Source organism: Paracoccus sp. Ld10 (assembly GCF_045064235.1).
Classification (GTDB): Bacteria; Pseudomonadota; Alphaproteobacteria; order Rhodobacterales; family Rhodobacteraceae; genus Paracoccus.
Map to the genome: position 1 here is coordinate 369,037 of NZ_JBISHD010000023.1, position 21,168 is coordinate 390,204.

24 protein-coding genes are annotated in these 21,168 nt (G+C 66.5%); 11 read left to right on the top strand and 13 right to left on the bottom strand.

What is annotated here, in order from left to right:
* Window positions 1-27 precede the first annotated feature (27 nt).
* Complete coding sequence (gene smpB / locus ACJJVR_RS07120) at window positions 28-501, bottom strand: SsrA-binding protein SmpB (RefSeq protein ID WP_405403352.1); 474 nt, start codon at window positions 499-501, stop codon at window positions 28-30.
* A 90-nt stretch (window positions 502-591) separates the two neighbouring features.
* Between smpB and ACJJVR_RS07125 the strand changes: the two genes are divergently transcribed.
* The 5 genes from ACJJVR_RS07125 (at window position 592) to ACJJVR_RS07145 (ending at window position 5,714) form a co-directional block, all read left to right on the top strand.
* Window positions 592-1,029 (top strand): ion channel, encoded by a 438-nt coding sequence (locus ACJJVR_RS07125; RefSeq protein WP_405403354.1) that lies wholly within the window; start codon window positions 592-594, stop codon window positions 1,027-1,029.
* Window positions 1,030-1,032: 3 nt separating this feature from the next.
* Complete coding sequence (locus ACJJVR_RS07130; RefSeq protein WP_405403356.1) at window positions 1,033-2,691, top strand: thiamine pyrophosphate-binding protein; 1,659 nt, start codon at window positions 1,033-1,035, stop codon at window positions 2,689-2,691.
* Window positions 2,688-3,677 carry a P1 family peptidase gene (locus tag ACJJVR_RS07135; RefSeq protein ID WP_405403358.1) on the top strand — a complete coding sequence of 330 codons (990 nt, stop codon included), beginning with the start codon at window positions 2,688-2,690 and terminating at the stop codon, window positions 3,675-3,677. The genes ACJJVR_RS07130 and ACJJVR_RS07135 overlap by 4 nt, the downstream gene beginning before the upstream one ends.
* 213 nt (window positions 3,678-3,890) lie before the next feature.
* Window positions 3,891-5,360: an NAD-dependent succinate-semialdehyde dehydrogenase gene (locus ACJJVR_RS07140; protein WP_405403360.1), complete on the top strand. Its 1,470-nt coding sequence runs from the start codon at window positions 3,891-3,893 to the stop codon at window positions 5,358-5,360.
* A gap of 99 nt (window positions 5,361-5,459) precedes the next feature.
* The gene (locus ACJJVR_RS07145) at window positions 5,460-5,714 is read left to right on the top strand and encodes a GlsB/YeaQ/YmgE family stress response membrane protein (protein ID WP_405403361.1); all 255 of its coding nucleotides are present in this window, start codon (window positions 5,460-5,462) and stop codon (window positions 5,712-5,714) included.
* Between the two features lie 173 nt (window positions 5,715-5,887).
* Here the strand turns inward: ACJJVR_RS07145 and ACJJVR_RS07150 are convergent, their stop codons facing one another.
* Window positions 5,888-6,649: a DUF1013 domain-containing protein gene (locus ACJJVR_RS07150; protein ID WP_405403363.1), complete on the bottom strand. Its 762-nt coding sequence runs from the start codon at window positions 6,647-6,649 to the stop codon at window positions 5,888-5,890.
* Window positions 6,650-6,836: 187 nt separating this feature from the next.
* On the opposite strand from ACJJVR_RS07150, the gene ACJJVR_RS07155 reads away from it, so the two are divergent.
* Window positions 6,837-7,472, top strand: coding sequence for a ribonuclease T2 family protein (locus tag ACJJVR_RS07155; protein ID WP_405403365.1), 636 nt, complete (start codon window positions 6,837-6,839; stop codon window positions 7,470-7,472).
* Here the strand turns inward: ACJJVR_RS07155 and ACJJVR_RS07160 are convergent.
* Both ACJJVR_RS07160 and ACJJVR_RS07165 read right to left on the bottom strand, forming a co-directional pair.
* Window positions 7,469-8,455, bottom strand: coding sequence for an NAD(P)H-quinone oxidoreductase (locus ACJJVR_RS07160; protein WP_405403366.1), 987 nt, complete (start codon window positions 8,453-8,455; stop codon window positions 7,469-7,471). The two genes, ACJJVR_RS07155 and ACJJVR_RS07160, sit on opposite strands and share 4 nt — an antisense overlap.
* Window positions 8,456-8,465: 10 nt before the next feature.
* Entirely contained in the window at window positions 8,466-9,119 is a 654-nt protein-coding gene (locus ACJJVR_RS07165) for a COQ9 family protein (RefSeq protein ID WP_405403367.1), read from the bottom strand.
* 92 nt (window positions 9,120-9,211) lie between these two features.
* Between ACJJVR_RS07165 and rpsU the strand changes: the two genes are divergently transcribed.
* Window positions 9,212-9,418: a 30S ribosomal protein S21 gene (rpsU, locus tag ACJJVR_RS07170; protein WP_081994671.1), complete on the top strand. Its 207-nt coding sequence runs from the start codon at window positions 9,212-9,214 to the stop codon at window positions 9,416-9,418.
* 176 nt (window positions 9,419-9,594) lie between these two features.
* Here the strand turns inward: rpsU and ACJJVR_RS07175 are convergent, their stop codons facing one another.
* Entirely contained in the window at window positions 9,595-10,056 is a 462-nt protein-coding gene (locus tag ACJJVR_RS07175; protein WP_405403369.1) for an Lrp/AsnC family transcriptional regulator, read from the bottom strand.
* Between the two features lie 134 nt (window positions 10,057-10,190).
* On the opposite strand from ACJJVR_RS07175, the gene ald reads away from it, so the two are divergent.
* Window positions 10,191-11,309, top strand: a complete 1,119-nt coding sequence (gene ald, locus ACJJVR_RS07180) for an alanine dehydrogenase (RefSeq protein WP_405403371.1) — start codon at window positions 10,191-10,193, stop codon at window positions 11,307-11,309.
* Window positions 11,310-11,312: 3 nt separating this feature from the next.
* Here ald and mscL read toward each other — a convergent pair whose 3' ends face one another.
* From mscL to ACJJVR_RS07195, 3 genes are all read right to left on the bottom strand, one after another.
* Window positions 11,313-11,756, bottom strand: coding sequence for a large conductance mechanosensitive channel protein MscL (gene mscL / locus ACJJVR_RS07185; RefSeq protein WP_405403372.1), 444 nt, complete (start codon window positions 11,754-11,756; stop codon window positions 11,313-11,315).
* Window positions 11,757-11,869: 113 nt separating this feature from the next.
* Window positions 11,870-12,493, bottom strand: coding sequence for a DsbA family protein (locus tag ACJJVR_RS07190; protein WP_405403373.1), 624 nt, complete (start codon window positions 12,491-12,493; stop codon window positions 11,870-11,872).
* A 30-nt stretch (window positions 12,494-12,523) separates the two neighbouring features.
* The gene (locus tag ACJJVR_RS07195) at window positions 12,524-13,048 is read right to left on the bottom strand and encodes a DUF721 domain-containing protein (protein WP_405403375.1); all 525 of its coding nucleotides are present in this window, start codon (window positions 13,046-13,048) and stop codon (window positions 12,524-12,526) included.
* Between the two features lie 85 nt (window positions 13,049-13,133).
* Here ACJJVR_RS07195 and mutY point away from each other — a divergent pair, with 85 nt between their 5' ends.
* The 3 genes from mutY (at window position 13,134) to ACJJVR_RS07210 (ending at window position 15,882) form a co-directional block, all read left to right on the top strand.
* Entirely contained in the window at window positions 13,134-14,159 is a 1,026-nt protein-coding gene (mutY, locus tag ACJJVR_RS07200) for an A/G-specific adenine glycosylase (protein ID WP_405403376.1), read from the top strand.
* 9 nt (window positions 14,160-14,168) lie between these two features.
* Complete coding sequence (locus ACJJVR_RS07205; protein ID WP_405403377.1) at window positions 14,169-15,299, top strand: alkane 1-monooxygenase; 1,131 nt, start codon at window positions 14,169-14,171, stop codon at window positions 15,297-15,299.
* Between the two features lie 121 nt (window positions 15,300-15,420).
* Window positions 15,421-15,882 (top strand): BLUF domain-containing protein, encoded by a 462-nt coding sequence (locus ACJJVR_RS07210; RefSeq protein WP_405403379.1) that lies wholly within the window; start codon window positions 15,421-15,423, stop codon window positions 15,880-15,882.
* A gap of 92 nt (window positions 15,883-15,974) precedes the next feature.
* Here the strand turns inward: ACJJVR_RS07210 and ACJJVR_RS07215 are convergent, their stop codons facing one another.
* From ACJJVR_RS07215 to ACJJVR_RS07235, 5 genes are all read right to left on the bottom strand, one after another.
* Window positions 15,975-17,105 carry a site-specific DNA-methyltransferase gene (locus ACJJVR_RS07215; protein WP_405403381.1) on the bottom strand — a complete coding sequence of 377 codons (1,131 nt, stop codon included), beginning with the start codon at window positions 17,103-17,105 and terminating at the stop codon, window positions 15,975-15,977.
* Between the two features lie 90 nt (window positions 17,106-17,195).
* Window positions 17,196-17,825, bottom strand: a complete 630-nt coding sequence (locus tag ACJJVR_RS07220; protein WP_405403382.1) for a ribonuclease HII — start codon at window positions 17,823-17,825, stop codon at window positions 17,196-17,198.
* The gene (locus tag ACJJVR_RS07225) at window positions 17,822-18,301 is read right to left on the bottom strand and encodes an ureidoglycolate lyase (RefSeq protein ID WP_405403383.1); all 480 of its coding nucleotides are present in this window, start codon (window positions 18,299-18,301) and stop codon (window positions 17,822-17,824) included. Before ACJJVR_RS07225 ends, ACJJVR_RS07220 begins: the two co-directional genes overlap by 4 nt.
* 9 nt (window positions 18,302-18,310) lie before the next feature.
* A complete protein-coding gene (locus ACJJVR_RS07230; RefSeq protein WP_405403385.1) occupies window positions 18,311-19,921 on the bottom strand; it encodes a glycosyl transferase family 90 in 1,611 nt (536 codons plus the stop codon).
* A 1-nt stretch (window position 19,922) separates the two neighbouring features.
* Window positions 19,923-21,095 carry an MFS transporter gene (locus tag ACJJVR_RS07235; RefSeq protein ID WP_405403386.1) on the bottom strand — a complete coding sequence of 391 codons (1,173 nt, stop codon included), beginning with the start codon at window positions 21,093-21,095 and terminating at the stop codon, window positions 19,923-19,925.
* Window positions 21,096-21,168: the final 73 nt, after the last annotated feature.

The window sequence follows — 21,168 nt, forward strand, 5'->3', positions numbered from 1 at the left end:
CAGGCCGGGGGCCAAGGCTGCAATGGCCTATCCCTGCTTCAGCAGGCGCGCCTTCTGGCGATTCCAGTCGCGGGCGGCGCTGGTCTCACGCTTGTCGTGGTTCTTCTTGCCCTTGGCGACGGCGATCTTCAGCTTCACGATGCCACGGTGGTTGAAATACATCACCAGCGGAACCAGCGTCATCCCCTCGCGCGCGGTGGACTGCCACAGGCGGGCCAGTTCGCGCGATTTCACTAACAGCTTGCGTCGGCGGCGTTCCTCGTGGCCGAAAACACCGGCCCGCGACAGGGCCGCGACATAGCTGTTGATCAGCCACAGCTCTCCACCCTCGACCGAGGCATAACTTTCGGCGATGTTGGACTGACCCACGCGCAGGGATTTGACCTCGGACCCGGTCAGCATGATGCCCACCTCGAGATCGCTCTCGATGGCGTAATCGTACCGGGCACGGCGATGCTCGGCGATCACCTTGTAGTTCTTGCTGTCGTCATCCTTGGCCATGGCTGGTCAGATAGGCGCGACAGGTGCGTCTGTAAAGGCATGCGTTGCACGACGGGCGCGAGCCGGGCAAGGTCTGTCGCAGGAGGGACCATGCTGGGACAGATCGCGTTCGGATCGGTGCTGATGGTGATCAGCGTGCTGATGGCCGCCCTGGCCATCTGGGCGCTGGAGGCGGCGTTCTCTCGCAACGCCCGCTGGCTGGCCCGCGCGCCCCATCGGCCAAAGCTGGCCCTGGTGATCGTCGCGACTAGTCTGGCGGTTCTGGCGATGGTGACGGCGTCGGTCTGGCTGTGGGCGGGGGCGTTCCACCTGCTGGGCGTCTTTGCCACCTTCGAAGAGGCGATGTATTTCGCCTTGGTGACGTTCACCACGCTTGGCTATGGCGACGTGCTGCTGCCGCAGGACTGGCGCATCCTGGGCGGGCTGGCGGCGGCGAACGGGTTGTTGCACTTTGGCCTGATGACGGCATTCATGGTCGAGGCGTTGCGCCATGTCCGCGTGCGCCAGATCACGTTCACAAAGGAATAGCCGATGCGGCATGGCGGTCAGATCTTGGTGCAGGCATTGCGCGCGAATGGCGTGACGCGGGTGTTCTCGGTTCCGGGGGAAAGCTTTCTGGCGGCGCTGGACGGGCTGGTCGACAGCGGCATCCGCAACATCGTCTGCCGCCACGAAGGCGGCGCGGCCATGATGGCCGAGGCCACGGGCAAGCTGACCGGCAGGCCCGGCGTCGCCTTTGTCACCCGCGGACCGGGGGCCACAAACGCCAGCGCGGGCGTGCACGTTGCACGTCAGGACAGCACGCCCATGATCCTGTTCGTGGGCCAGATCGCCCGTGGCGACCACGACCGCGAGGCGTTTCAGGAGGTCGATTACCGCGCCATGTTCGCCCCGCTGGCGAAATGGGTGGCCCAGATCGACACGACCGATCGCATCGCCGAATACGTGGCCCGCGCGTTCCATGTGGCGATGTCGGGCCGCCCTGGCCCCGTGGTGCTGGCCCTGCCAGAGGACATGCTGTCCGGCCATGCCGACATTCCCGACCTGCCCGCCGCCGCCACCCCGCTGTCCCATGTCGCACCGCAATCGGTGCAGGCCGTGGCCGATGCGCTGGCGACCGCGAAACGCCCGCTGGTCATCGCGGGCGGCAGCCAGTGGTCGCAGGACGCGGCCCACGATCTGGCCCGCTTTGCCGCGGCCTGGGATCTGCCCGTGGCCGTGCCCTTTCGCCGCCAGGACCGCATGGACAACCGCCTGCCCCATTATGTGGGCGACCTGGGCGTGGGGATGAACCCGGCGATGGCCACGGCGCTGCGCGAGGCGGACGTGATCCTGTCGCTTGGGTCGCGGTTGGGGGACACGCTGACCGGGGGATACAGCGCGATGGACCCGGTGCGCCCCCATGCCCGCGTGGTCATGGTCCACCCCGACCCCGACCAGCTGGGCGCGCTGTGGCGGGCAGATCCGGGGCTGGTCGCGGATCCACGCCGGGTGGTGGCCGCGCTGGCCGACCTGCCCGCCCCCGGGACGCGCTGGTCTGACTGGCGGACCCGGCTGCGCGCGTCCTATGACGACTGGCAGACGCCGCGCCCCACGCCCGGCGCGCTGCGGCTGGAACAGGTGGTGGGCTGGCTGGCGGACATCCTGCCCGCGAACGCGATCGTCACCAATGGCGCGGGAAACTATGCCAGCTTTCTGCATCGCTATTTCCGCTGGCGTTGCTACGGCACGCAGCTGGCGCCGACATCGGGGTCGATGGGCTATGGGTTGCCCGCGGCCATCGCCGCCAGCCTGGCGCATCCCGACCGGACCGTCGTCTGTCTGGCGGGCGACGGCTGTTTGCAGATGACCGTGAACGAACTGTCGACCGCCGCCCAGTACGGCGCGACGCCCATCGTCATCGTGGCCAATAACGGCCGCTATGGCACGATCCGCATGCACCAGGAGCGTCACTATCCCGGCCGCGTGTCCGGCACCGACCTGTTCAACCCCGACCTGCCCGATCTGGCCCGCGCCTATGGCGGCCACGGAGAGCTGGTCGAACGCGACGAGGATTTCGCACCCGCCTTTGAACGCGCGCGACTGTCCGGCCGCCTGTCCGTGATCGAACTGCGCCTCGACCCCGAGGCGCTGACCCCCGGCGCGACCCTGACCCAGACCCGCGACGCGGGCCTGAAGGCGCAGGCATGATCCCCGGCCCGCGCAACCGGATCACCGACGTCGTCGGGTTGCGCGTGGGCCATGCCCAGGACGACGTCCTGCGGTCGGGGGTCACCGTGCTGACCGCCGATGCGCCCTTTGCGGCCAGCGTGCATGTGATGGGCGGGGCACCCGGCACACGGGACACCGATCTGCTGGCGCCCGACAAGATGGTGGGCGGTGTGGATGCGCTGGTGCTGGCGGGGGGATCGGCCTTTGGCCTGGCCGCCTGTGACGGGGTGATGGCGGCGCTGCACAAGGCGGGGCGCGGCTTTGCCGTGGGTCCGGCGCGGGTGCCGATCGTGCCCGGGGCGATCGTCTTTGACCTGCTGAACGGCGGCGACAAGGGTTGGGACGGCAATCCCTATCCCGTGCTTGGCACGGCGGCCTGGACTGCGGCGGGGGTGGATTGCGCGATGGGGTCCGTGGGCGCAGGCACCGGGGCGCTGACCGGCACGCTCAAGGGTGGGGTGGGGTCGGCATCAGCGGTGCTGGTGGGCGGGGCCACGGTCGGCGCGCTGGTCGTCGTGAACGCGCTTGGGCAGGCGACCGTGGGCGACAGCCGCCATTTCTGGGCCGCCCCGTGGGAGCTGGAGGGCGAATTCGGCGGTCTGGGCCTGCCCGCGCGATTTCCCGCGGCCCATGAACCTGCCCCGGCCAAGCGCCTTGGCGAGGCCACGACCATCGCCATCGTCGCCACCGACGCGGCGCTGGACAAGGCCGGGCTGCAGCGCATGGCGATTGCCGCGCATGACGGGCTGGCCCGTGCGCTGGTGCCCAGCCACACGCCGCTGGACGGCGATCTGATCTTTGCGGTCTCGACCGGTGCATGGCCTTTGTCGGATCCTGTCGTCGATGCGTTTGCATTGGGTCACGCGGCGGCCTGCGCGCTGGCCCGCGCGGTGGCGCATGGCGTGCACAAGGCTGCGTCCCGCTCCGGCGATCTGCAACCGACATGGCAGCAGCGGTTCGCGTAAAACAAAGGGCGGCGCGACCAGCGCACCGCCCCAGAGAGATCGCCAAGAGGGACAGCTTAGCGATTGCTGTCGGAACGCGGCAGACCGTCGCGGGTTGCCTATGCGCCTTCACGTTTCCGTCATGTTGCGGCATCGAGCTATCATCCACTGGCTTTGACTTCGCCGTACCGGGCATGTTCAGATGCCCTAACCGAAATGCACCCCGAGGACGCCATGACCAAAACGACCGATCTGAAGACCCTCCTTCGCGACCCGTCGCTGCTGGAAACCCGTGCGTTTGTTGCGGGCGAATGGGTGGATGCCGATGACGGCGCCACGTTCGAGGTCACGAACCCCGCCCGCGGCGACGTCATCGCCCATGTGGCCGATCTGGGCCGTGCGGAAACCGCCCGCGCCATCGACGCAGCCGCCGCGGCGATGAAGGCGTGGACCGCCCGCACCGCCAAGGACCGCGCGCAGGTGATGCGCAAATGGTTCGACCTGATGATGGCCAACCAGGACGATCTGGGCACCATCCTGACCGCCGAACAGGGCAAGCCCCTGGCCGAGGCCAAGGGCGAGATCGCCTATGGCGCCAGCTTTATCGAATGGTTCGGAGAAGAGGCGAAACGCGTCTATGGCGAGACGATCCCCGGCCATCAGCCCGACAAGCGCATCAGCGTCATCCGCCAGCCCATCGGGGTGGTGGGGTCGATCACGCCCTGGAACTTTCCCAACGCGATGATCGCGCGCAAGGCGGGGCCTGCGCTGGCCGTGGGTTGCGGTTTCGTCGCACGGCCGGCCTCGGAGACGCCGCTGTCGGCGCTGGCCATGGCGGTGCTGGGCGAACGCGCGGGCCTGCCCAAGGGCATCCTGTCGATCATCCCGTCGTCACGCGCCAGCGACATCGGCAAGGAGTTCTGCGAGAACCATCTGGTGCGCAAGCTGACCTTTACCGGCTCGACCGAGATCGGTCGCGTGCTGTTGCGCCAGGCTGCCGACCAGGTGATGAAATGCAGCATGGAGCTGGGCGGCAACGCGCCCTTCATCGTCTTTGACGACGCCGATCTGGATGCCGCGGTCGAGGGCGCGATGGCGTCCAAGTTCCGCAACAACGGCCAGACCTGCGTCTGTGCCAACCGCATCTATGTCCAGTCCGGCGTCTATGACGCCTTCGCCGACAAACTGAAGGCGGCCGTGGAAAAGCTGCGCATTGGCGACGGCCTGACCGAGGGTACCACCACCGGCCCGCTGATCAACCAGAAGGCCATCGACAAGGTCGAGGAGCATATCCGTGACATCACGGAAGGCGGCGGCCAGATCCTGACCGGCGGTCAGCGCAAGGACGGCCTGTTCTTTGAACCGACCATTGTCACCGGCGTCACCCGCGACATGAAGGTTGCAACCCAAGAGACGTTCGGCCCACTGGCACCGCTGTTCCGTTTCGATACCGAGGATCAGGCCGTGGCGGCGGCCAATGACACGATCTTTGGCCTGGCTGCCTATTTTTACGCCCGTGACATCGGTCGCGTCACCCGCGTTCAGGAATCGTTGGAATACGGCATCGTCGGGGTGAACACCGGCATCATCTCCACCGAGGTGGCGCCCTTTGGCGGCATCAAGCAGTCAGGCCTTGGGCGCGAAGGCAGCCATCACGGGCTGGAGGACTATCTGGAGATGAAGTACATCTGCCTCTCGGTCTGATATTTTCCACGACCGGTTGGAACCCGCGGCCATAGGCCACGTTGCCCTCACAGAACGCGCCGACCGACCGGGTCGGCCAGGGCAACTAAGGAGAATGGCATGGGCTGGCTTGCAGCTATCATCGTTGGGGGCATCGCCGGTTGGCTTGCCGAGAAATTCATGAAGTCCAATATGGGCCTCATGATGAACATCATTCTAGGCATCGTGGGTGCGGTGCTGTTCAACTTCATCTTTGGGTCGATCCTTGGCCTCTATGCCGCAGGTGCCAGCTTCAGCTTTGCCTACCTGCTGGCCGGATTTGTAGGTGCGTGCATCTTGATCGCCATCGTCCGCGCCGTTCGCGGTCGCGCCTGATCGCAGTGACGACAATCCATCTGGCCGCGTCGGGGAAACCCGTCGCGGCCTTTGTCATTCAGGCGCCGGTCACACTGCTTGTGGCGGCTGTCTGACCGACAGGTGGCAGCGGACCCACCCCAACGGAAAAGGCCGGGCAATTGCCCGGCCTTTTCCATGATCAACAGTGCGGATCAGCGGCGCGACGGGCCGTTGTCATCCTCGTCGTCGTCTTCGTTGTCATTGTCGGGCAGGTTGAAGAACGTGTCCTTGTCCAGCTCACGCTGCGGCTTATCCTCGTCGCGCGACAGGCTGAAATTCTCCAGTCCGGCGATCGAGCTGGGCAGACGCGGCTCCTCGGACATCGCCAGCGAGGTCTCGGTGCTGACCAGCTTGCGACGTTCGTCGTCAGTCATCACGCCACCTTCGGCGGCCTTTTTCTTGGCGGCCTTCTGGACGGCGGCGTCCAGTTCGGTCTGGCGGCACAGGCCCAGGGCGACCGGGTCGATCGGCTGGATGTTCTGGCTGTTCCAGTGCGTCCGTTCACGGATCGACGCGATCGTGGGCTTGGTCGTGCCGACCAGCTTGGCGATCTGGGCATCGGCCAGTTCCGGGTGGAACTTGACCAGCCACAGGATCGCGGCAGGACGGTCCTGACGCTTGGACAGCGGCGTATAGCGCGGCCCACGACGCTTTTCCTCGCCATCGGCGGCAGGGTTGTGCTTCAGGCGCATCCGATAGATCGGGCTGCCCTCGGCGCGCTTGATCTCCTCGGGGTCCAGCTGGTTCGAGGCGACGGGGTCATAGCCCTTGACGCCCGCAGCCACGTCGCCATCGGCGATGCCCTGAACCTCAAGCTCGTGCAGACCGCAGAAATCGCCGATCTGCTTGAAGCTGAGCGTCGTATTGTCGACCAGCCAGACGGCGGTGGCCTTGGCCATCAGCGGCTTGCTCATGTCAGTCTCCTTCGCGTGTCTCTTGGTCCCGAACATAGGGGCGAGGGCCGGAAAAACGGCTTCGGCTTGCGCCATTCCTCGTTTTCGGGGGGAATTGGCAGGTCGTATACCGATTTCAGGTGTCGGGGAAAAGAGGATTCGCACGATTGCCGGTGCATGCCGGCGCGAACGACGCTATTGTCGCGGGATGCGCATCCTGTTCCCGACCCTTGCGGTCTTGCTGAGCCCACTGTCCCTTGCCGCCCAGGACGTCGCGGGGCGGTTCGATTACTATGTGCTGGCGCTGTCCTGGCAGCCGACATGGTGCAGCACGACGGGCGATGACCGCGACGCGCCCGAATGCCGCGACGGCACGGGGCGCGATTTCACCGTTCACGGGCTGTGGCCGCAATACGACCGCGGCTGGCCGCAGGATTGCGCCACCCGCGAACGCGACCCATCGCGCCGCGACAGTGCCGCGATGGCTGATGTGATGGGGTCGGGCGGCCTGGCGTGGTATCAGTGGCAGAAACATGGCCGGTGCAGCGGGCTGTCGGCCGCAGACTATTACGATGCCACGCGACAGGCGGCGCGGGACATCGTGATCCCGCCGGTTCTGGACGACCTATCCCGTGAGGTCGCGGCCCCGCCCGCGGTGATCGAGGAGGCGTTCCTGGAGGTCAACCCCGGCCTGGACCCCGACGGCGTCACCGTGATGTGTCGCGACGGTGCGCTGACCGAGGTGCGGATCTGTCTGACCCGCGACCTGGAACCGCGCACCTGCGCCGCTGACGCGCGCCGCGACTGCGACGCGCCCCGCCTGCTGATCGAGGCCGTGCGCTAGCCCGCGACCTTCAGGACGATCTTGCCGATATGGCCGCTGCTCTCCATCCGGCGATGCGCGTCCGCCGCGTCAGCCATCGCGAACTCGCTGTCGATGGTCACGGCGACAGACCCGGCAGCGATCATCGGCCACAGCTGCTTGCGGATCTGGTCGGCGATCTCGGCCTTGGCGACGTCGGATTGCGGGCGCAGGGTCGACCCGGTGATGGTCAGGCGGTTCACCATGACCTGGGCAAAGTTCAGCTCGACCTTGGGGCCCTCCAGAAACGCGATCATCACCAACCGCCCGTCCTGGGCCAGCGACTTGATGTTGCGGGGAATATAGCTGCCCCCGACCATGTCCAGAATCAGGTCCGCGCCGCCCGCATCCGCCAGCACCTTGGTGAAATCCTGGTTGCGATAGTTGATGGCGGTGGCGCCAAGTGCCGTGATCGCCGCGCATTTGTCGTCGCTGCCGGCGGTGGCAAAGACCCGGGCCCCAAGCGCGCGGGCAATCTGGATGGCCATCATACCGATGCCGGACGTGCCGCCATGCACCAGAAAGCGGTCGCCCCCGGTCAGCCCGCCCCGTTGGACGACGTTCGACCAGACGGTGAACGCGGTTTCAGGCAGGCACGCCCCCTCGCGCAGGGACAGGCCCTTGGGGATGCGCAGCGCGTGGTCGGCGTGGCAGACGGCGTATTCCGCATATCCACCGCCGGGCAGCAGGGCACAGACCTGTTCGCCCTTTTTCCAGCGCGTGACACCCGCGCCAAGGCCCACGATTTCCCCCGACGCCTCAAGGCCCGGCAGGTCGGATGCGCCCGGCGGCGGGGCATAGCTGCCTGATCGTTGCAGCACGTCGGGGCGGTTCACGCCCGCATAGGCGACCTTGATCAGGATCTGGTCGTGACAGGGCACCGGCACGGGCCGGGTCGTGGCGCGCAGCTGATCGGCGGCACCGGGGGCGGCGATCTCTATGGCGGTCATCTGGTCGGGAAACATGGGCGCGTCCTTATCGGGTCTTACCGGGCAGCGCCCGGTCACGGGGCGCGCGGATCCAGCCAAGGGCCGCGCTGGTCAGACGGGATGCGCCGGGCAGGCCACGCAGACGGGCCTTGACCGTCTCGATCGACATGACGCCGTCGATGCGGCGGTCGATAAACGCGCGGGTGTCGGCGTCCCCGTCCGAATCATCGCCCAGCCAGAACAGCACCGTGGCCGAGATCACCGCCGTCAGCGTCGCGCGTTTCGAATACCAGTTCACGTCCTGCGACCGGTCACCCAGGGCGGTCCAGATCACGTCCGCGGTCTCCCAGACCAGCCGCGCGGCCAGCCCCGCATTCTGCGGCAGCGCCAGCGTCGCCGCACCGGCGCGCACCAGTTCGGGGTCCGACAGTTCCAGCCGCCGCCAGACGGCCTGTGCCACGCGGTCGCGGAACCGACCTTCGGGCGGGGTCGCGGTCAGTGCCTCGCGCAGCGCCCGATCGGCGCGGCGATGATAGGCGGCGGCCAGCCCGGCGCCACCTTGCGGGAAATGCACCGCGATCAGGGCCGCATCCATGCCGATATCGCGCGCACCGGCGGCCAGCGCCCGTTCGTTCATCCCCTCGAAGGGGACATGGACCAGTGCGGCATCCAGCAGCGCGTCTCGGTCTGTGTGGGTCATGCATACCTCGTCTGGACAATTGCGCCCGCCGCTGTTAGGGGGTCGCTTCCTGCAATCTATCAACTCTAACCTAGGAAGGTGGTGACAACCACATGCAGGTCAATGTCCGCGACAACAACGTCGAACAGGCGCTCCGTGCTCTGAAGAAAAAACTTCAGCGCGAAGGTGTCTTCCGCGAAATGAAGCTCAAGCAGCATTTCGAGAAGCCGTCGGTCAAAAAAGCCCGTGAAAAGGCCGAGGCCGTTCGCCGTGCCCGCAAGCTGGCCCGTAAAAAGGCACAGCGCGAAGGCGCGCTGTAAGACGACGCGAACTTGTGTCATTTGAAAACCCCCGCGGCGCCATGCCGCGGGGGTTTTCTTTTGTCCAACATCCGGGCCGGGTGCGGTCGGCGGTTTCGGTGCGAATCGCCGCCGTTGCGTCGTCAACTCCAGTATCGTCGTCATCACCAGCAGTGGCGCGCCGACCCCGCCTGCGATCAGACCGGAATCGCGGTGGTGCGGAACACCGTGCGCAAGGCAAAGCTGGAATGCATCTGGGCGACCCCTGGCAGGCGCGACAGGTGCTGACGGTGGATGCGGGCGAAATCGTCCGTATCCTCGACCACGATCTTCAGCAGATAGTCGGCCGTGCCGGCCATCAGGTGACATTCCAGCACGTCGGGAATGGTGCGCACGCCACGTTCAAAGGCGTCCAGAACCTCGTCCGCCTGACCCGACAGCGTGATCTCCACGAACACTGTGGTCTGGCGGCGCAAGGCGCGCGCATCCAGCAATGCGACATACCCAGAAATGACCCCCGCGTCCTCCAGCCGCTGCACGCGCCTGTGGCAGGCCGAGGGCGACAGATGCACCCGCAGCGACAGTTCGGCATTGCTGATTCGCCCCTGGCTCTGAAGCAGGGACAGGATTCGTCGGTCTGTTGCGTCAAGATCGGCCATGCTGGCAGAATCTTCGAACCGTGTGGCAAATGCCAGTGGTATCTTCGCGCATCGTGGTCCGGTCAGGGCCAGCTTCGCAGCACCTTGCAGGCGGGACGGTGCATCATCGGACCATCGCTCTGGGAGGAGACAAAATGAAGATCGGATGCCCCACCGAAATCAAGCCGCAGGAATTCCGCGTCGGCCTGTCCCCCGCCGCCGCAGCCGAGGCCGTGCTGCGCGGCCATGACGTGCTGGTCCAGGCCGGTGCCGGACTGGGCGCGGGGTTCGCGGACCAGGATTACATCGATGCGGGCGCCACCATCGCCCCCGATGCCGCCACCATCTTTGGAGAGGCCGAGTTGATCATCAAGGTCAAGGAGCCCCAGCCTGCCGAACGCAGGATGCTTGCCCGTGGACAGATCCTGTTCACCTATCTGCATCTGGCGCCCGACCTGGACCAGACTCGCGACCTGCTGGACAGCGGCGTGACCGCGATCGCCTATGAGACGGTGACCGACGCGCGCGGCGGCCTGCCCCTGCTGGCCCCCATGTCCGAGGTCGCGGGCCGCCTGGCCCCGCAGGTCGGCGCATGGGCGCTGCAAAAGGCCAATGGCGGGCGCGGCGTGCTGATGGGCGGCGTGCCCGGTGTGCGGCCCGCGAATGTCGTGGTGATCGGCGGCGGTGTGGTGGGCACTGCGGCGGCCCGCGTGGCCGTTGGCATGGGCGCCAATGTCACGGTCATGGACCGGTCGGTGCCGCGCCTGTCCTATCTGGACGACATCTTCATGGGCCGCCTGACCACGCAATTCGCCAGCGCCGCCGCCACCGCCGATGCGATCCGCACGGCCGACATGGTCATCGGTGCGGTTCTGATCCCCGGCGCCGCCGCGCCCAAGCTGATCACCCGCGACCAGCTGTCGACCATGCCGCAGGGCGCGGTTCTGGTGGATGTGGCCATCGATCAGGGCGGCTGTTTCGAAACCTCCCGCGCGACCACGCATCAGGACCCGATCTATGACGTGGACGGGATCGTGCATTACTGCGTGGCGAACATGCCGGGGGCCGTCGCGCGCACGTCCACGCAGGCGCTTGGCAACGTGACCATGCCGCATCTGCTGGCATTGGCGGACAAGGGCTGGCACCGGGCACTGACCGACGACGCGCATCTGCGCGCCGGCCTGTCGGTACACGAGGGCCAGCTGACCTCGCCCCCGGTGGGCGAGGCCCTGGGCCTGGAGGCCGTCACCCCGGCAAAGCTGCTGGGGCTGTAACGGTCAGGCCATGCTGGTGCGGTCGGCCAACAGGTCGCGGATCTGCGCCAGCAGCTCCTCTTGGGTCGGACCTGCGGCGGGGGTTTCTGCGGCCTCTTCCTTGCGGATCGCGGCGCGCTGCAGACGGTTCACGCCCTTGACCAGCATGAACACCGCCCATGCCACGATCAGAAAGTTCAAAACCGCCATCGCGAAAGAGCCATAGGCAAAAATCGCCGCCCCAGAGCTGCGCGCGGCGTCCAGGCTGGCTCCGTCGGCGACGGTGCCGGACAGGACGATATACTTGTCAGTGAAATCGATGCCACCGGTCATCAGTCCCAAAAGCGGGTTGATCAGATCGACGACAAGCGAATTGACGATACCTGTAAAGGCCGCGCCAATAATGATGCCGACGGCAAGGTCGATGACGTTGCCGCGGGCGATAAATGTCTTGAATTCCTGAATCATAACTCACTGTTCCCGTGCTGCGCGTCCGTTCCGCGCGGCCGCTATCTTGCGGCCAAACATGGGAAAAATCAATCGCGCCCAGAACCCATCCACGGGGCCCTGAGCGCGTTGGCTTACTGGGCGGGGTCAGCCTCGGCCAGTTTGGCGTCGATGATGTCCTTCATGCTGTCCCAGGCCTGGTTCGACACCTTTTCGCCGCCGATGATAAAGGTCGGGGTCGCCTCGACCTCGTCGGCGGTGGCGTTCGTCTGGAACGTCGCGATCAGCTGTTCGACCTTGGCGGTATCTTCCCAACAGGCGGTCATCTGATCCTCGGTCATTCCGGCCTTCAGGCCGATGCGGCGCAGGTTCGTTGCGATCTCGTCGCCCGACCCACCGGCCAGCCACTGCTGCTGTTCATCGAACAGCATGCCGGACACGGGAAAGAACTTTTCGTCGCCGCTGCAGCGCGCCAGGATACCGGCCCACAGGCCCGGCTGGTCGAAATAGACGTCGCGTTGCACAAAGCGGACCTTGCCGGTGTCGATGTATTCCTCCTTGAGCTGCGGATAGACGTCGCTGTGGAAATTCGCGCAATGCCCGCAGGTAAAGCTGGCATATTCCACGATCGTCAGGGGCGCATCCTCGGCACCCTGCGCGATGTCGGGCAGGGTTTCCGGGGTGGCGGCGGCATCCTGCGCAAAGGCGGGCGCGGCCAGGGTCATCGCGATGGCAGAGGCGGCAAATCGCAGAAACATGGAAAGTCCTTTCAGGTCATGGATGTCAGCTCAGGTCCGGCGGCTGGCGACGTTCATCGCCAATTGCGCCATGGCCTGGGCAAGGGTCGGATCGGTGAACTGCTGCCCCACCCCCTGGGCCTGCGCCACGATCGCGGGATCGGGCGCACGCTCCGGGCGGGGCGCATGGGAAAAGGCCGCCTGCCCCTCGGCAAAGCCGGTGGCGGCGGTCTGGGTCAGGGTGATGCGGCTGACCGCGTTGTAACCATAGCAGGCGTTGACGCGGTCACGCAGCGTCGGCAACTGCATCTCGACCATGGGCGCCATGGGCCCGGTGGTCAGCAGCGTCAGCGTAGAGCCCAGACCGTTGCGGGCATGGCTGATGCGGACCGGGCGGGTGACGGGGGCCAGTTGCGGGCCGGCAATCTCGGCCCAGTTGGTCAGCAGGCGGGTGACAGCGAATCCCCGCCCTTCGGCGGCCTTCTGGACGCGATCGGCCAACAGGGTGGCCGCCGCCTGAAAGCCGCGGCTGCGACGACGGATCCGGGTCTTTGGGGCGGCGGACGGGTGGGCCATGGGCGCCTTTGCTGCTATCACCCGGCCATTCTTAGCCAGCCATCCCCCCGGATGAAAGCGCGCCCTTTTGCAAAGGCTTACATAATTGCGTGAAAGCAAGGTGATCGCCCCCGACCTGCTGGACTGGTACGACCGCCATGCCCGCACCCTGCCCTGGCGCGTACCGCCCGGCGGCGCCCCCGCCGACCCCTATCGCGTCTGGCTGTCCGAGGTGATGCTGCAACAGACGACCGTCGCGGCAGTCAAGGCCTACTTTCTGCGGTTCACTGCGCTGTGGCCCACTGTCCATGACCTGGCGGCGGCCGATGATGCGCGGGTGATGGCCGAATGGGCGGGCCTTGGATATTACGCCCGCGCCCGCAACCTGCTGGCCTGCGCCCGTGCCGTGGCGGACCGGGGCGCGTTTCCCGACACGCGGGACGGGCTGTCCGCCCTGCCGGGGATCGGGGCCTACACGTCGGCGGCGATCGCCTCGATCGCCTTTAACCGGGTGGAAACCGTGGTGGACGGCAATGTGGAACGCGTGGTGTCGCGGCTGTTCGCGGTCCAGACCCCCCTGCCCCGCGCGAAACCGGAACTGGTGGCGCTGGCCGACGGGCTGACCCCGCAGGCCCGTCCGGGCGATTACGCGCAGGCGATGATGGACCTGGGCGCGACCATCTGCACCCCGCGCAACCCCGCCTGCGTCATCTGTCCCGTCCAGGCGCAGTGCGACGCCCGCGCCCAGGGGATCGCCCCCGACCTGCCCCGCAAGACCCCAAAGGCCGCCAAGCCCACGCGCCAGGGGGTCGTCTGGCTGGCGCGACAGGCCGATGCGTTGCTGTTGGAACATCGCCCGCCAAAGGGGCTGTTGGGCGGCACGCTGGCCTTTCCGTCGGCGCAGTGGGACGGGCGCGACATGCCCCCGCCAGGCCCTGCGGATTGGCGCGATCTGGGGGCGGTGCGCCATGTGTTCACGCATTTCACGCTGGATCTGACCGTGCTGCTGGGCGATCTGACCGGCAATCCCACGCGCGGGGAACTGGTTCCCCTGCGGCAGATCGACCGCGACGCCCTGCCGGGGCTGATGCGCAAGGCGTGGGATATGGCGCAACCGCATCTTCGGGGTTAGCATCGGCGCATGAGCCATGCCCCCCTGCCCGCCGCGGCACCCTTCTGGTTGTCCATCGCCCTGATCCCGCTGGTCGCGCTAGCGGCCTGGGGTGGCGGGATGTGGTGGCTGATCGTGCCGGTCTATGCGTGGTACCTGACCACCGTGCTGGACCGCGTGCTGGGCAAGACCGAGGCCAATCCCGACCCCGACACCGCCACGGACCAGCTGTTCTGGCACCGCGCCGTGACGCTGATCTGGTTTCCGCTGCAGGCGGCCACGATCTGTGCCTGCCTGTGGCTGGCGGGGCGCACGGATCACCTGACCGGGTGGGAATCGCTTGGCCTGTTCTTTGCCATCGGGGTGATGTCGGGCAGCGTCGGCATCGTCTATGCACATGAATTGCTGCACCAAAGGACGCCCGCCGAACGCTGGCTGGGGGATCTGCTGCTGGCATCGGTCCTGTATTCGCATTTCCGCACCGAGCATCTGCTGGTGCATCACAGCTGGGTGTCGACGCCGCGCGATGCCGTCTCGGCCCGCTATAACGAGGGCTTTCACCGGTTTTTCTTTCGTGTCCTGCTGGACGGCCCGCGCAGCGCCTGGACGGCCGAGACGCGGTTCCTGGCCCGCGCGGACCGTGGCCCGTGGGACCGCCGCAACCCCTTCTGGCGCTATGGCGCGCTGCAGGGGGGCATGCTGGTCATGGCCGTTGTGATCGGTGGCTGGACGGGGTTGGGACTGTTCCTGTTCCAGGCCCTGATTGCCGTCTGGCAACTGGAATTGACGAATTACGTCGAACATTACGGGCTGTCGCGCCAGCATCTGGGCGATGGCCGTTACGAACCCGTCCGCCCGCGCCACAGCTGGAACGCCAGCCACACCGCGACCAACTGGCTGTTGATCAACCTGCAACGCCATTCCGACCACCACACCAAACCCGACCGCCGGTTTCCGCTGCTGCAGACCTATGGCGCGGACGAGGCGCCGCAACTGCCCATGGGCTATCCGGCGATGACGCTGCTGGCGATGGTCCCGCCGCTGTGGCGGCGGCGCATGAACCCCCGCGTGCGTGCTTGGCGTCGCCAGTTCTATCCGGAAATCACCGACTGGACAGACTATAACCGCGGCACCCTGCCCATGCCCCGCAACGCGTTGTAGCGTCCCTGCCGCACACATCCGACAATATCGGTAAAATGGAATGCAACAGGTTTGAACACAACCTTGCATTGTGTGCACAAAATGGAAGAATGCTGGTTGCGTGCAACAGGGACCAACCGGAATGAGCGACGATTCTTTGCTGATGCATCGTGACCCGCAAACCTTTCAATTCGCCGCGGGCGACAGCTTGGGCTATCTGCTGTACCGCAGCGTGGCCCGCCCCGGAATGCAGCGCGACGATCTTGACCTAATCCTGCAACATGCCCGCGACAGCAACCGGGCTGCGGGGCTGACCGGATGCCTGCACCACGAGGACGGCCTGTTCTTCCAGTGGATCGAGGGTCCACGCTTTCGCCTGTTCCGTCTGATCGACCTGCTGAGCGAGGATGACCGCCACCTGAATTTCACCGTGCTGGATCAGGGCCCGCTGCAACAGCGGCTGTTCGGCGATTGGGAAATGCGGTTTTCAGACCGCGAGGCCGCGTCGCTGCTGGACTGGCTGGCCGTCAGGCGCAGCCAGGCGGGGACCGGTCAGGACGACGCCGAAAACATCACCGCGTTCCTGCGGTCGATGCAAGGCTGACGATGGAAAAATCCCCGCCATGCGGACATGGCGGGGCAAGGTGGTTCCGGCCATGCGCAATGCGCATGGGGGGAACTGGCGAAGGGTGAAACTCAGTTCGGCCGCGGGGCGTCGCCTTCCATCTCGGCGCGGATCTGCTGGCGCAGGATGTCCAGCGGGATCATCTTGCCCTCGCGCCGGAAATGCCAATAGGTCCAGCCGTTACAGCTGGGCGCGCCTTCCAACGCGGCCCCGACCTGATGGATGCTGCCCTTGACGTCGTTGCCGATCAGCGAACCGTCGGCGCGAACCTTGGCCTTGTGGCGGTTGCCGATGGAAAACAGTTCCTCTCCGGGGCGCAGCATGCCCCGTTCGATCACCTGACCGAACGGAATGCGCACCTCGGCGCGCTTGGCGCGTGTGGTGGCGATGGCGTCGGCATCCAGACGGCGCACGCGGGACAGGCGACGGCTGGCAACCTCACGGTACGCCTCCTCGCGCTCGATCCCGATATAGTCGCGGCCCAGCATCTTGGCGACCGCGCCGGTCGTCCCGGTGCCAAAGAACGGATCCAGCACCACGTCGCCGGGGTTTGTCGTGCCAAGGATCACGCGGTGCAGCAGCGATTCGGGTTTCTGGGTCGGGTGGGCCTTGTCGCCCGCCTCGTCCTTCAGCCGCTCACCGCCATTGCAGATCGGCAGGACCCAGTCGCTGCGCATCTGGATGCCCTCGTTCAGCGACTTCAGCGCCTCATAGTTGAACGTGTATTTCGAGGTTTCCGATTTCGCCGCCCAGATCAGCGTTTCATGGGCATTGGTCAGGCGCTTGCCGCGAAAATTGGGCATCGGGTTCGACTTGCGCCAGATCACGTCGTTCATGATCCAGAATTTCTGGTTCTGCAGTTCGGCGCCGACGCGAAAGATGTTGTGATAGCTGCCGATGACCCAGATTGCACCGTTCGGCTTCAACAGGCGGCGCGCGGCGGCCAGCCAGTCGCGGGTAAAGGCGTCATAGGTGGCAAAGCTGGAAAACTGGTCCCAATGATCGTCCACCGCATCGACCAGGCTGTTGTCGGGCCGATGCAGATCGCCCTTCAGCTGCAGATTATAGGGAGGATCGGCAAAGATCAGGTCAACGCTGCCCTCAGGCAGGCTGTTCATGATGTCGATGCAGTCGCCGCCCAGTATCTGGTTCAGCGGTAATGGCCGCGCGGAATCCGCGCGCTGGTTCTTGGTTTTCGTCATGCTCTGCCTTCGGGGAATGCCGACTTTTGCCGGTCTGGTATGTCCCCAAAGATGATTCAGAAGCGAATCGCCGTCAATTTCTTTTTCGAATCAGTCACTTACCAAGGGGGCTTTACACAAGATGTTGTGGACGGGCTTGAACGACCGCCTATGATGTGGGGTTATCCCCAGATCTAGCATGGCGCGTTTATGGCCGGGCGTGGGGTATCCGGCATTCAGCTCCCAGCCGTATCCGGGATGCTGTTGCGCCAAATCCACCATGATGCGGTCGCGCAACACCTTGGCCACGATAGAAGCCGCGGCGATCGACAGGCAGCGCGCGTCGCCCTTGACCACCGCCTGTGCGGGAAGGGTCAGGTCACGCGGCAGCATGTTACCGTCGATCAGCACATGACAGGGCTGCTGGCGCAGGCCGGCCAGTGCGCGGCACATGGCGACGTGGCTGGCGCGCAGGATGTTCAGCGTGTCGATCTCTGCCGGGTCCACATGGGCGACAGACCAATCGCAATGCGCCATGATCCACGCGGCCAGTGCTTCGCGCCGCGGAGCGGTCAGCTTTTTGCTGTCGTTCAGCCCATCGGGAATATTGTGTGGATCCAGCACCACGGCTGCCGCGGTGACAGGACCGGACAGCGGGCCGCGACCGGCCTCGTCCACGCCCGCGACGCGGCGGGCGCCCCCGGCCATGGCCAGGGTCTCGACGCTGTAATCGGGGGTCATGCGGTGATCCGAACCGCGGGAATGGTGATTTCCTCCAGGTTGGTGCCCGTCCCCTCGCGGTCCACGACCAGGAAATCGGCCGGCTGGTCCAGCGGTGTCAGCACCCCGTGCCACGTCCCCGCATTCAGGTTCACCCCCGTATGCGCCGGAACCAGGAACGCGCGCAGCGGGCCGGGGCGGCCATTGTCGTCGGGCGCCGCCACCGACAGCCAGGGCCGGTCGCCAAGCGGCATGAACGCCTGCGACCCAAGCGGGTGACGTTCCAGCAACGTACAGTCATAGGGCAGGCTGACGGCCTGACTGCGAAAGATCGAGATGATCGCCTCGCCCCCGCCGCGTTCGACGGTGGCCAGCGCGTGGTGGCGTTCACAGCGGCCCGCATTGATCATGCGGTCCGGCGCGGTGCGGGGGGCCAGCACCTGCCCGAAGGGGGCAAAGGCGTCGGCGGTCAGGGGTTCGATGCGGATCGTGCTCATGCCCGCGTTCTAGCGCGCCGCCGCCAGCCCGTCGAGGATCAGACGCATCAGGTCGGCCCGCGCGGCGGGGTCGCGCAGATGCGCGGCCTCGGCCCGGGCGGCGGACGACATGGTGCGGCAGGCATCGGGATGGGCGCGGGCCCAGGCCAGCTTGTCCTCCAGATCGGTCAGGTGACGGGCGACGGGGATGAAATGCCGCCACGGCCGGAAACGCCCCGTGTAAAAGACCTGCCAGCCATCATCCTCGGCCAGCAGGACGCCGTTCTGGTCCAGTCCCGAAATGAAGTTCGACCCGTGGTCATATCCGGACAGGCACAGCTGATACCGATAGGCCCGGAAATCGCGCAGCCCCATGCGCGGGCGACAATAGGGCGCGATCAGCGGATCGTCGGCGTGCTGGCGAAATCCGTGTGCCATGACGATGCCCACGTCGAAATCGGGATGGTCCTGAAAGCGGCGGACAAAGGCCATGCGATTGGTGCGGCACAGCCCCTGCCAGGCGGCATCGCGGTCTGCGGGGGTCACGGCGGCGGCCAGCCGCCCCAGCCAGACGTGGCTGGCGGGACCGGGCTTGACCCCATCACGCATTTCCGACCCGGAAATCATACCGCGCCAGACCAGCCGGTCCTGTTTTTCGTCCCAGGGGATGTCGTCTGCGGGGGCGGCCGGGTCGAACCCCTGCAGGCCGATCGCGTGCTGGTCCGGCAGGGGCCACAGGACCGGGTTGACCGCCCCCGCCCGGCGGTTGTGGCACAGGATCGGGCGGTCCAGTGCCGCACCCTGTGGGCTGCCGAACCAGCGGCTGTCCTCCATGTCGATCCAGACCGGATCGCGGCGGTCCAGCGCAAGGATGTCGTTGATGACCCCCTCGGCCCGGATCAGCTTGAAGGGACGTCCATCGCGCGCCAGCGTCAGGGGTCGATGGCCGGGGGGCGCGACGATGGTGAACTGTCGCGGCGCGCCGGCGACATCGGTCACCGCACCAGTGCCCGACAGGGTGCCGTCCCAATGGGTGGCAAAGCCTGACAGCCCCTGTGGCCCGCCCTGCGCTGTTGGGTTCAGCCCCGCAAGACAGAACCCCGCGACATCCTGTGCCCATCCCGGCGGTGCCGGCGGGGCGGGTGGCGGGGGTGTGACGGGATCGGGGTCGGGCCACCGGTCGGGCAGCCCTTGGTCCAGCGGCAACACGGGACGCAGCCGCGCAGCAAGATCGGCAGGGGTGGTGCCCGCCAGATCCAGTTCGATCAATTGCGGATCATCGCCGAACAGCGCGCGCGTCGCGTCCAGATGCGCCTGCATCCCGTCCGGCCAACGGTCGGGGGGCGGTATGGTCAGCAGAAACAACGCATCGGGCATGTGGTCGCGCAGGAACGCGACGCAGCGCCAGGCCTGCAGTGTGGGGCGCCAATGCGGTCGGTCGCGGAACAGTCCGGCGATCAGCCGCGCGTTGGGCCAGCCGCGCAGGGGCTGTATCCCCTGCCCCATCGCATAGACGATATCGGCGGCCAGCCGTCCGCCATCATGGCAGACCGCGCGATGACCGTTCGCCTGGAACATCCGCGCCAGTGCCGCGTCGATGGGACCGTCAGGGCCGACATGGATGACGACCGCGCGCCCCATCTCAGCCCAGGCTGCGGCGTGGCAGCAGGACCGTCAGCAGCCCCAGAACCGGCAGGACAGAGCATAACAGGAACACCGAACGGATCCCCTGCGCATCCGCCAGCACCCCAAGCGCCGCGGCAGAGATCCCGCCCATCCCGAACGAAAACCCAAAAAACAGCCCCGCGATCATGCCGGTGCGGCCCGGCACCAGCTCCTGTGCAAAGACCACGATGGCCGGAAAGGCCGAGGCCAGGACCAGCCCGATCAGGACCGCCAGCACGCCCGTCGGCACCAGCCCCACATGGGGCAGCGCCAAGGTCAGTGGCAGCGCGCCCAGGATCGACACCCAGATCACCGTCAGCGGACCGACCCGGTCGCCGATCACCCCGCCCAGCATCACGCCCCCGGCCATGCCCACCAGGAACAGGAACAGCATGATCTGCGCGCCCTGGGTCGACAGACCGAACTTGTCGATGGTGAAGAAGGTGAAATAGCTGCTCATCGATGCGCTGTAGATGTTCTTGGTGAACACCAGCACAGCCAGCACCGCAATGGCGCGGATCACCGTGGCGCGCGGCAGGCGCAGGGTGCGGTCGGGGGTGGCAGTGTTTGCGCGGCGGCGATCCTCGGCCCAGCTGCCCACCTGCCACAGGATCGCGGCACCCAGGGCGGCGGCGACCGCGAACCAGGCGACCGCCGGACGGCCAAGCGGCACCACGATGAATGCGGCCAGCAGCGGCCCCAGGGCCTGTCCGCCATTGCCGCCCAGCTGGAACAGCGATTGCGCCGTGCCGAACCGTCCGCCCGACGCGATCCGCGCCACGCGCGAGCTTTCAGGATGGAACACCGCCGACCCGATGCCGATCAGCATCGCCCCCGACAACAGCCAGCCATAGCTGTCCGCCATGCCCAGCATCAGCACTCCGCACAGCGTCGAGGCCATGCCGAACGGCAGCGACCGCGGCTGGGGATGGCGGTCCGTGGCCATCCCGATCAGCGGCTGCAACAGCGACGCCGTCACCTGAAAGGCCAGCGTCATGACGCCGATCTGGGCATAGGACAGGTCGAACTCGACCTGCAACAGCGGATAGATCGCCGCCAGCATCGACTGCATCACGTCGTTGATCATGTGGCACAGGCTGATCGCCATCAGCACACCCCATGACGTCAGGGATGCGGAGGGGGGTGTCACGGAAAAATGTGTGGTCGAGCGCATCGGAAATCCGCCATCATGCTTGCACGATATGCATCTATCAGACATCCTG

Bases quoted from the DNA above. Each gene is read 5' to 3' on its own strand.
- smpB (WP_405403352.1), bottom strand. From the start codon at position 501: ATGGCCAAGGATGACGACAGCAAGAACTACAAGGTGATCGCCGAGCAT.
- ACJJVR_RS07125 (WP_405403354.1), top strand. From the start codon at position 592: ATGCTGGGACAGATCGCGTTCGGATCGGTGCTGATGGTGATCAGCGTG.
- ACJJVR_RS07130 (WP_405403356.1), top strand. From the start codon at position 1,033: ATGCGGCATGGCGGTCAGATCTTGGTGCAGGCATTGCGCGCGAATGGC.
- ACJJVR_RS07135 (WP_405403358.1), top strand. From the start codon at position 2,688: ATGATCCCCGGCCCGCGCAACCGGATCACCGACGTCGTCGGGTTGCGC.
- ACJJVR_RS07140 (WP_405403360.1), top strand. From the start codon at position 3,891: ATGACCAAAACGACCGATCTGAAGACCCTCCTTCGCGACCCGTCGCTG.
- ACJJVR_RS07145 (WP_405403361.1), top strand. From the start codon at position 5,460: ATGGGCTGGCTTGCAGCTATCATCGTTGGGGGCATCGCCGGTTGGCTT.
- ACJJVR_RS07150 (WP_405403363.1), bottom strand. From the start codon at position 6,649: ATGAGCAAGCCGCTGATGGCCAAGGCCACCGCCGTCTGGCTGGTCGAC.
- ACJJVR_RS07155 (WP_405403365.1), top strand. From the start codon at position 6,837: ATGCGCATCCTGTTCCCGACCCTTGCGGTCTTGCTGAGCCCACTGTCC.
- ACJJVR_RS07160 (WP_405403366.1), bottom strand. From the start codon at position 8,455: ATGTTTCCCGACCAGATGACCGCCATAGAGATCGCCGCCCCCGGTGCC.
- ACJJVR_RS07165 (WP_405403367.1), bottom strand. From the start codon at position 9,119: ATGACCCACACAGACCGAGACGCGCTGCTGGATGCCGCACTGGTCCAT.
- rpsU (WP_081994671.1), top strand. From the start codon at position 9,212: ATGCAGGTCAATGTCCGCGACAACAACGTCGAACAGGCGCTCCGTGCT.
- ACJJVR_RS07175 (WP_405403369.1), bottom strand. From the start codon at position 10,056: ATGGCCGATCTTGACGCAACAGACCGACGAATCCTGTCCCTGCTTCAG.
- ald (WP_405403371.1), top strand. From the start codon at position 10,191: ATGAAGATCGGATGCCCCACCGAAATCAAGCCGCAGGAATTCCGCGTC.
- mscL (WP_405403372.1), bottom strand. From the start codon at position 11,756: ATGATTCAGGAATTCAAGACATTTATCGCCCGCGGCAACGTCATCGAC.
- ACJJVR_RS07190 (WP_405403373.1), bottom strand. From the start codon at position 12,493: ATGTTTCTGCGATTTGCCGCCTCTGCCATCGCGATGACCCTGGCCGCG.
- ACJJVR_RS07195 (WP_405403375.1), bottom strand. From the start codon at position 13,048: ATGGCCCACCCGTCCGCCGCCCCAAAGACCCGGATCCGTCGTCGCAGC.
- ACJJVR_RS07205 (WP_405403377.1), top strand. From the start codon at position 14,169: ATGAGCCATGCCCCCCTGCCCGCCGCGGCACCCTTCTGGTTGTCCATC.
- ACJJVR_RS07210 (WP_405403379.1), top strand. From the start codon at position 15,421: ATGAGCGACGATTCTTTGCTGATGCATCGTGACCCGCAAACCTTTCAA.
- ACJJVR_RS07215 (WP_405403381.1), bottom strand. From the start codon at position 17,105: ATGACGAAAACCAAGAACCAGCGCGCGGATTCCGCGCGGCCATTACCG.
- ACJJVR_RS07220 (WP_405403382.1), bottom strand. From the start codon at position 17,825: ATGACCCCCGATTACAGCGTCGAGACCCTGGCCATGGCCGGGGGCGCC.
- ACJJVR_RS07225 (WP_405403383.1), bottom strand. From the start codon at position 18,301: ATGAGCACGATCCGCATCGAACCCCTGACCGCCGACGCCTTTGCCCCC.
- ACJJVR_RS07230 (WP_405403385.1), bottom strand. From the start codon at position 19,921: ATGGGGCGCGCGGTCGTCATCCATGTCGGCCCTGACGGTCCCATCGAC.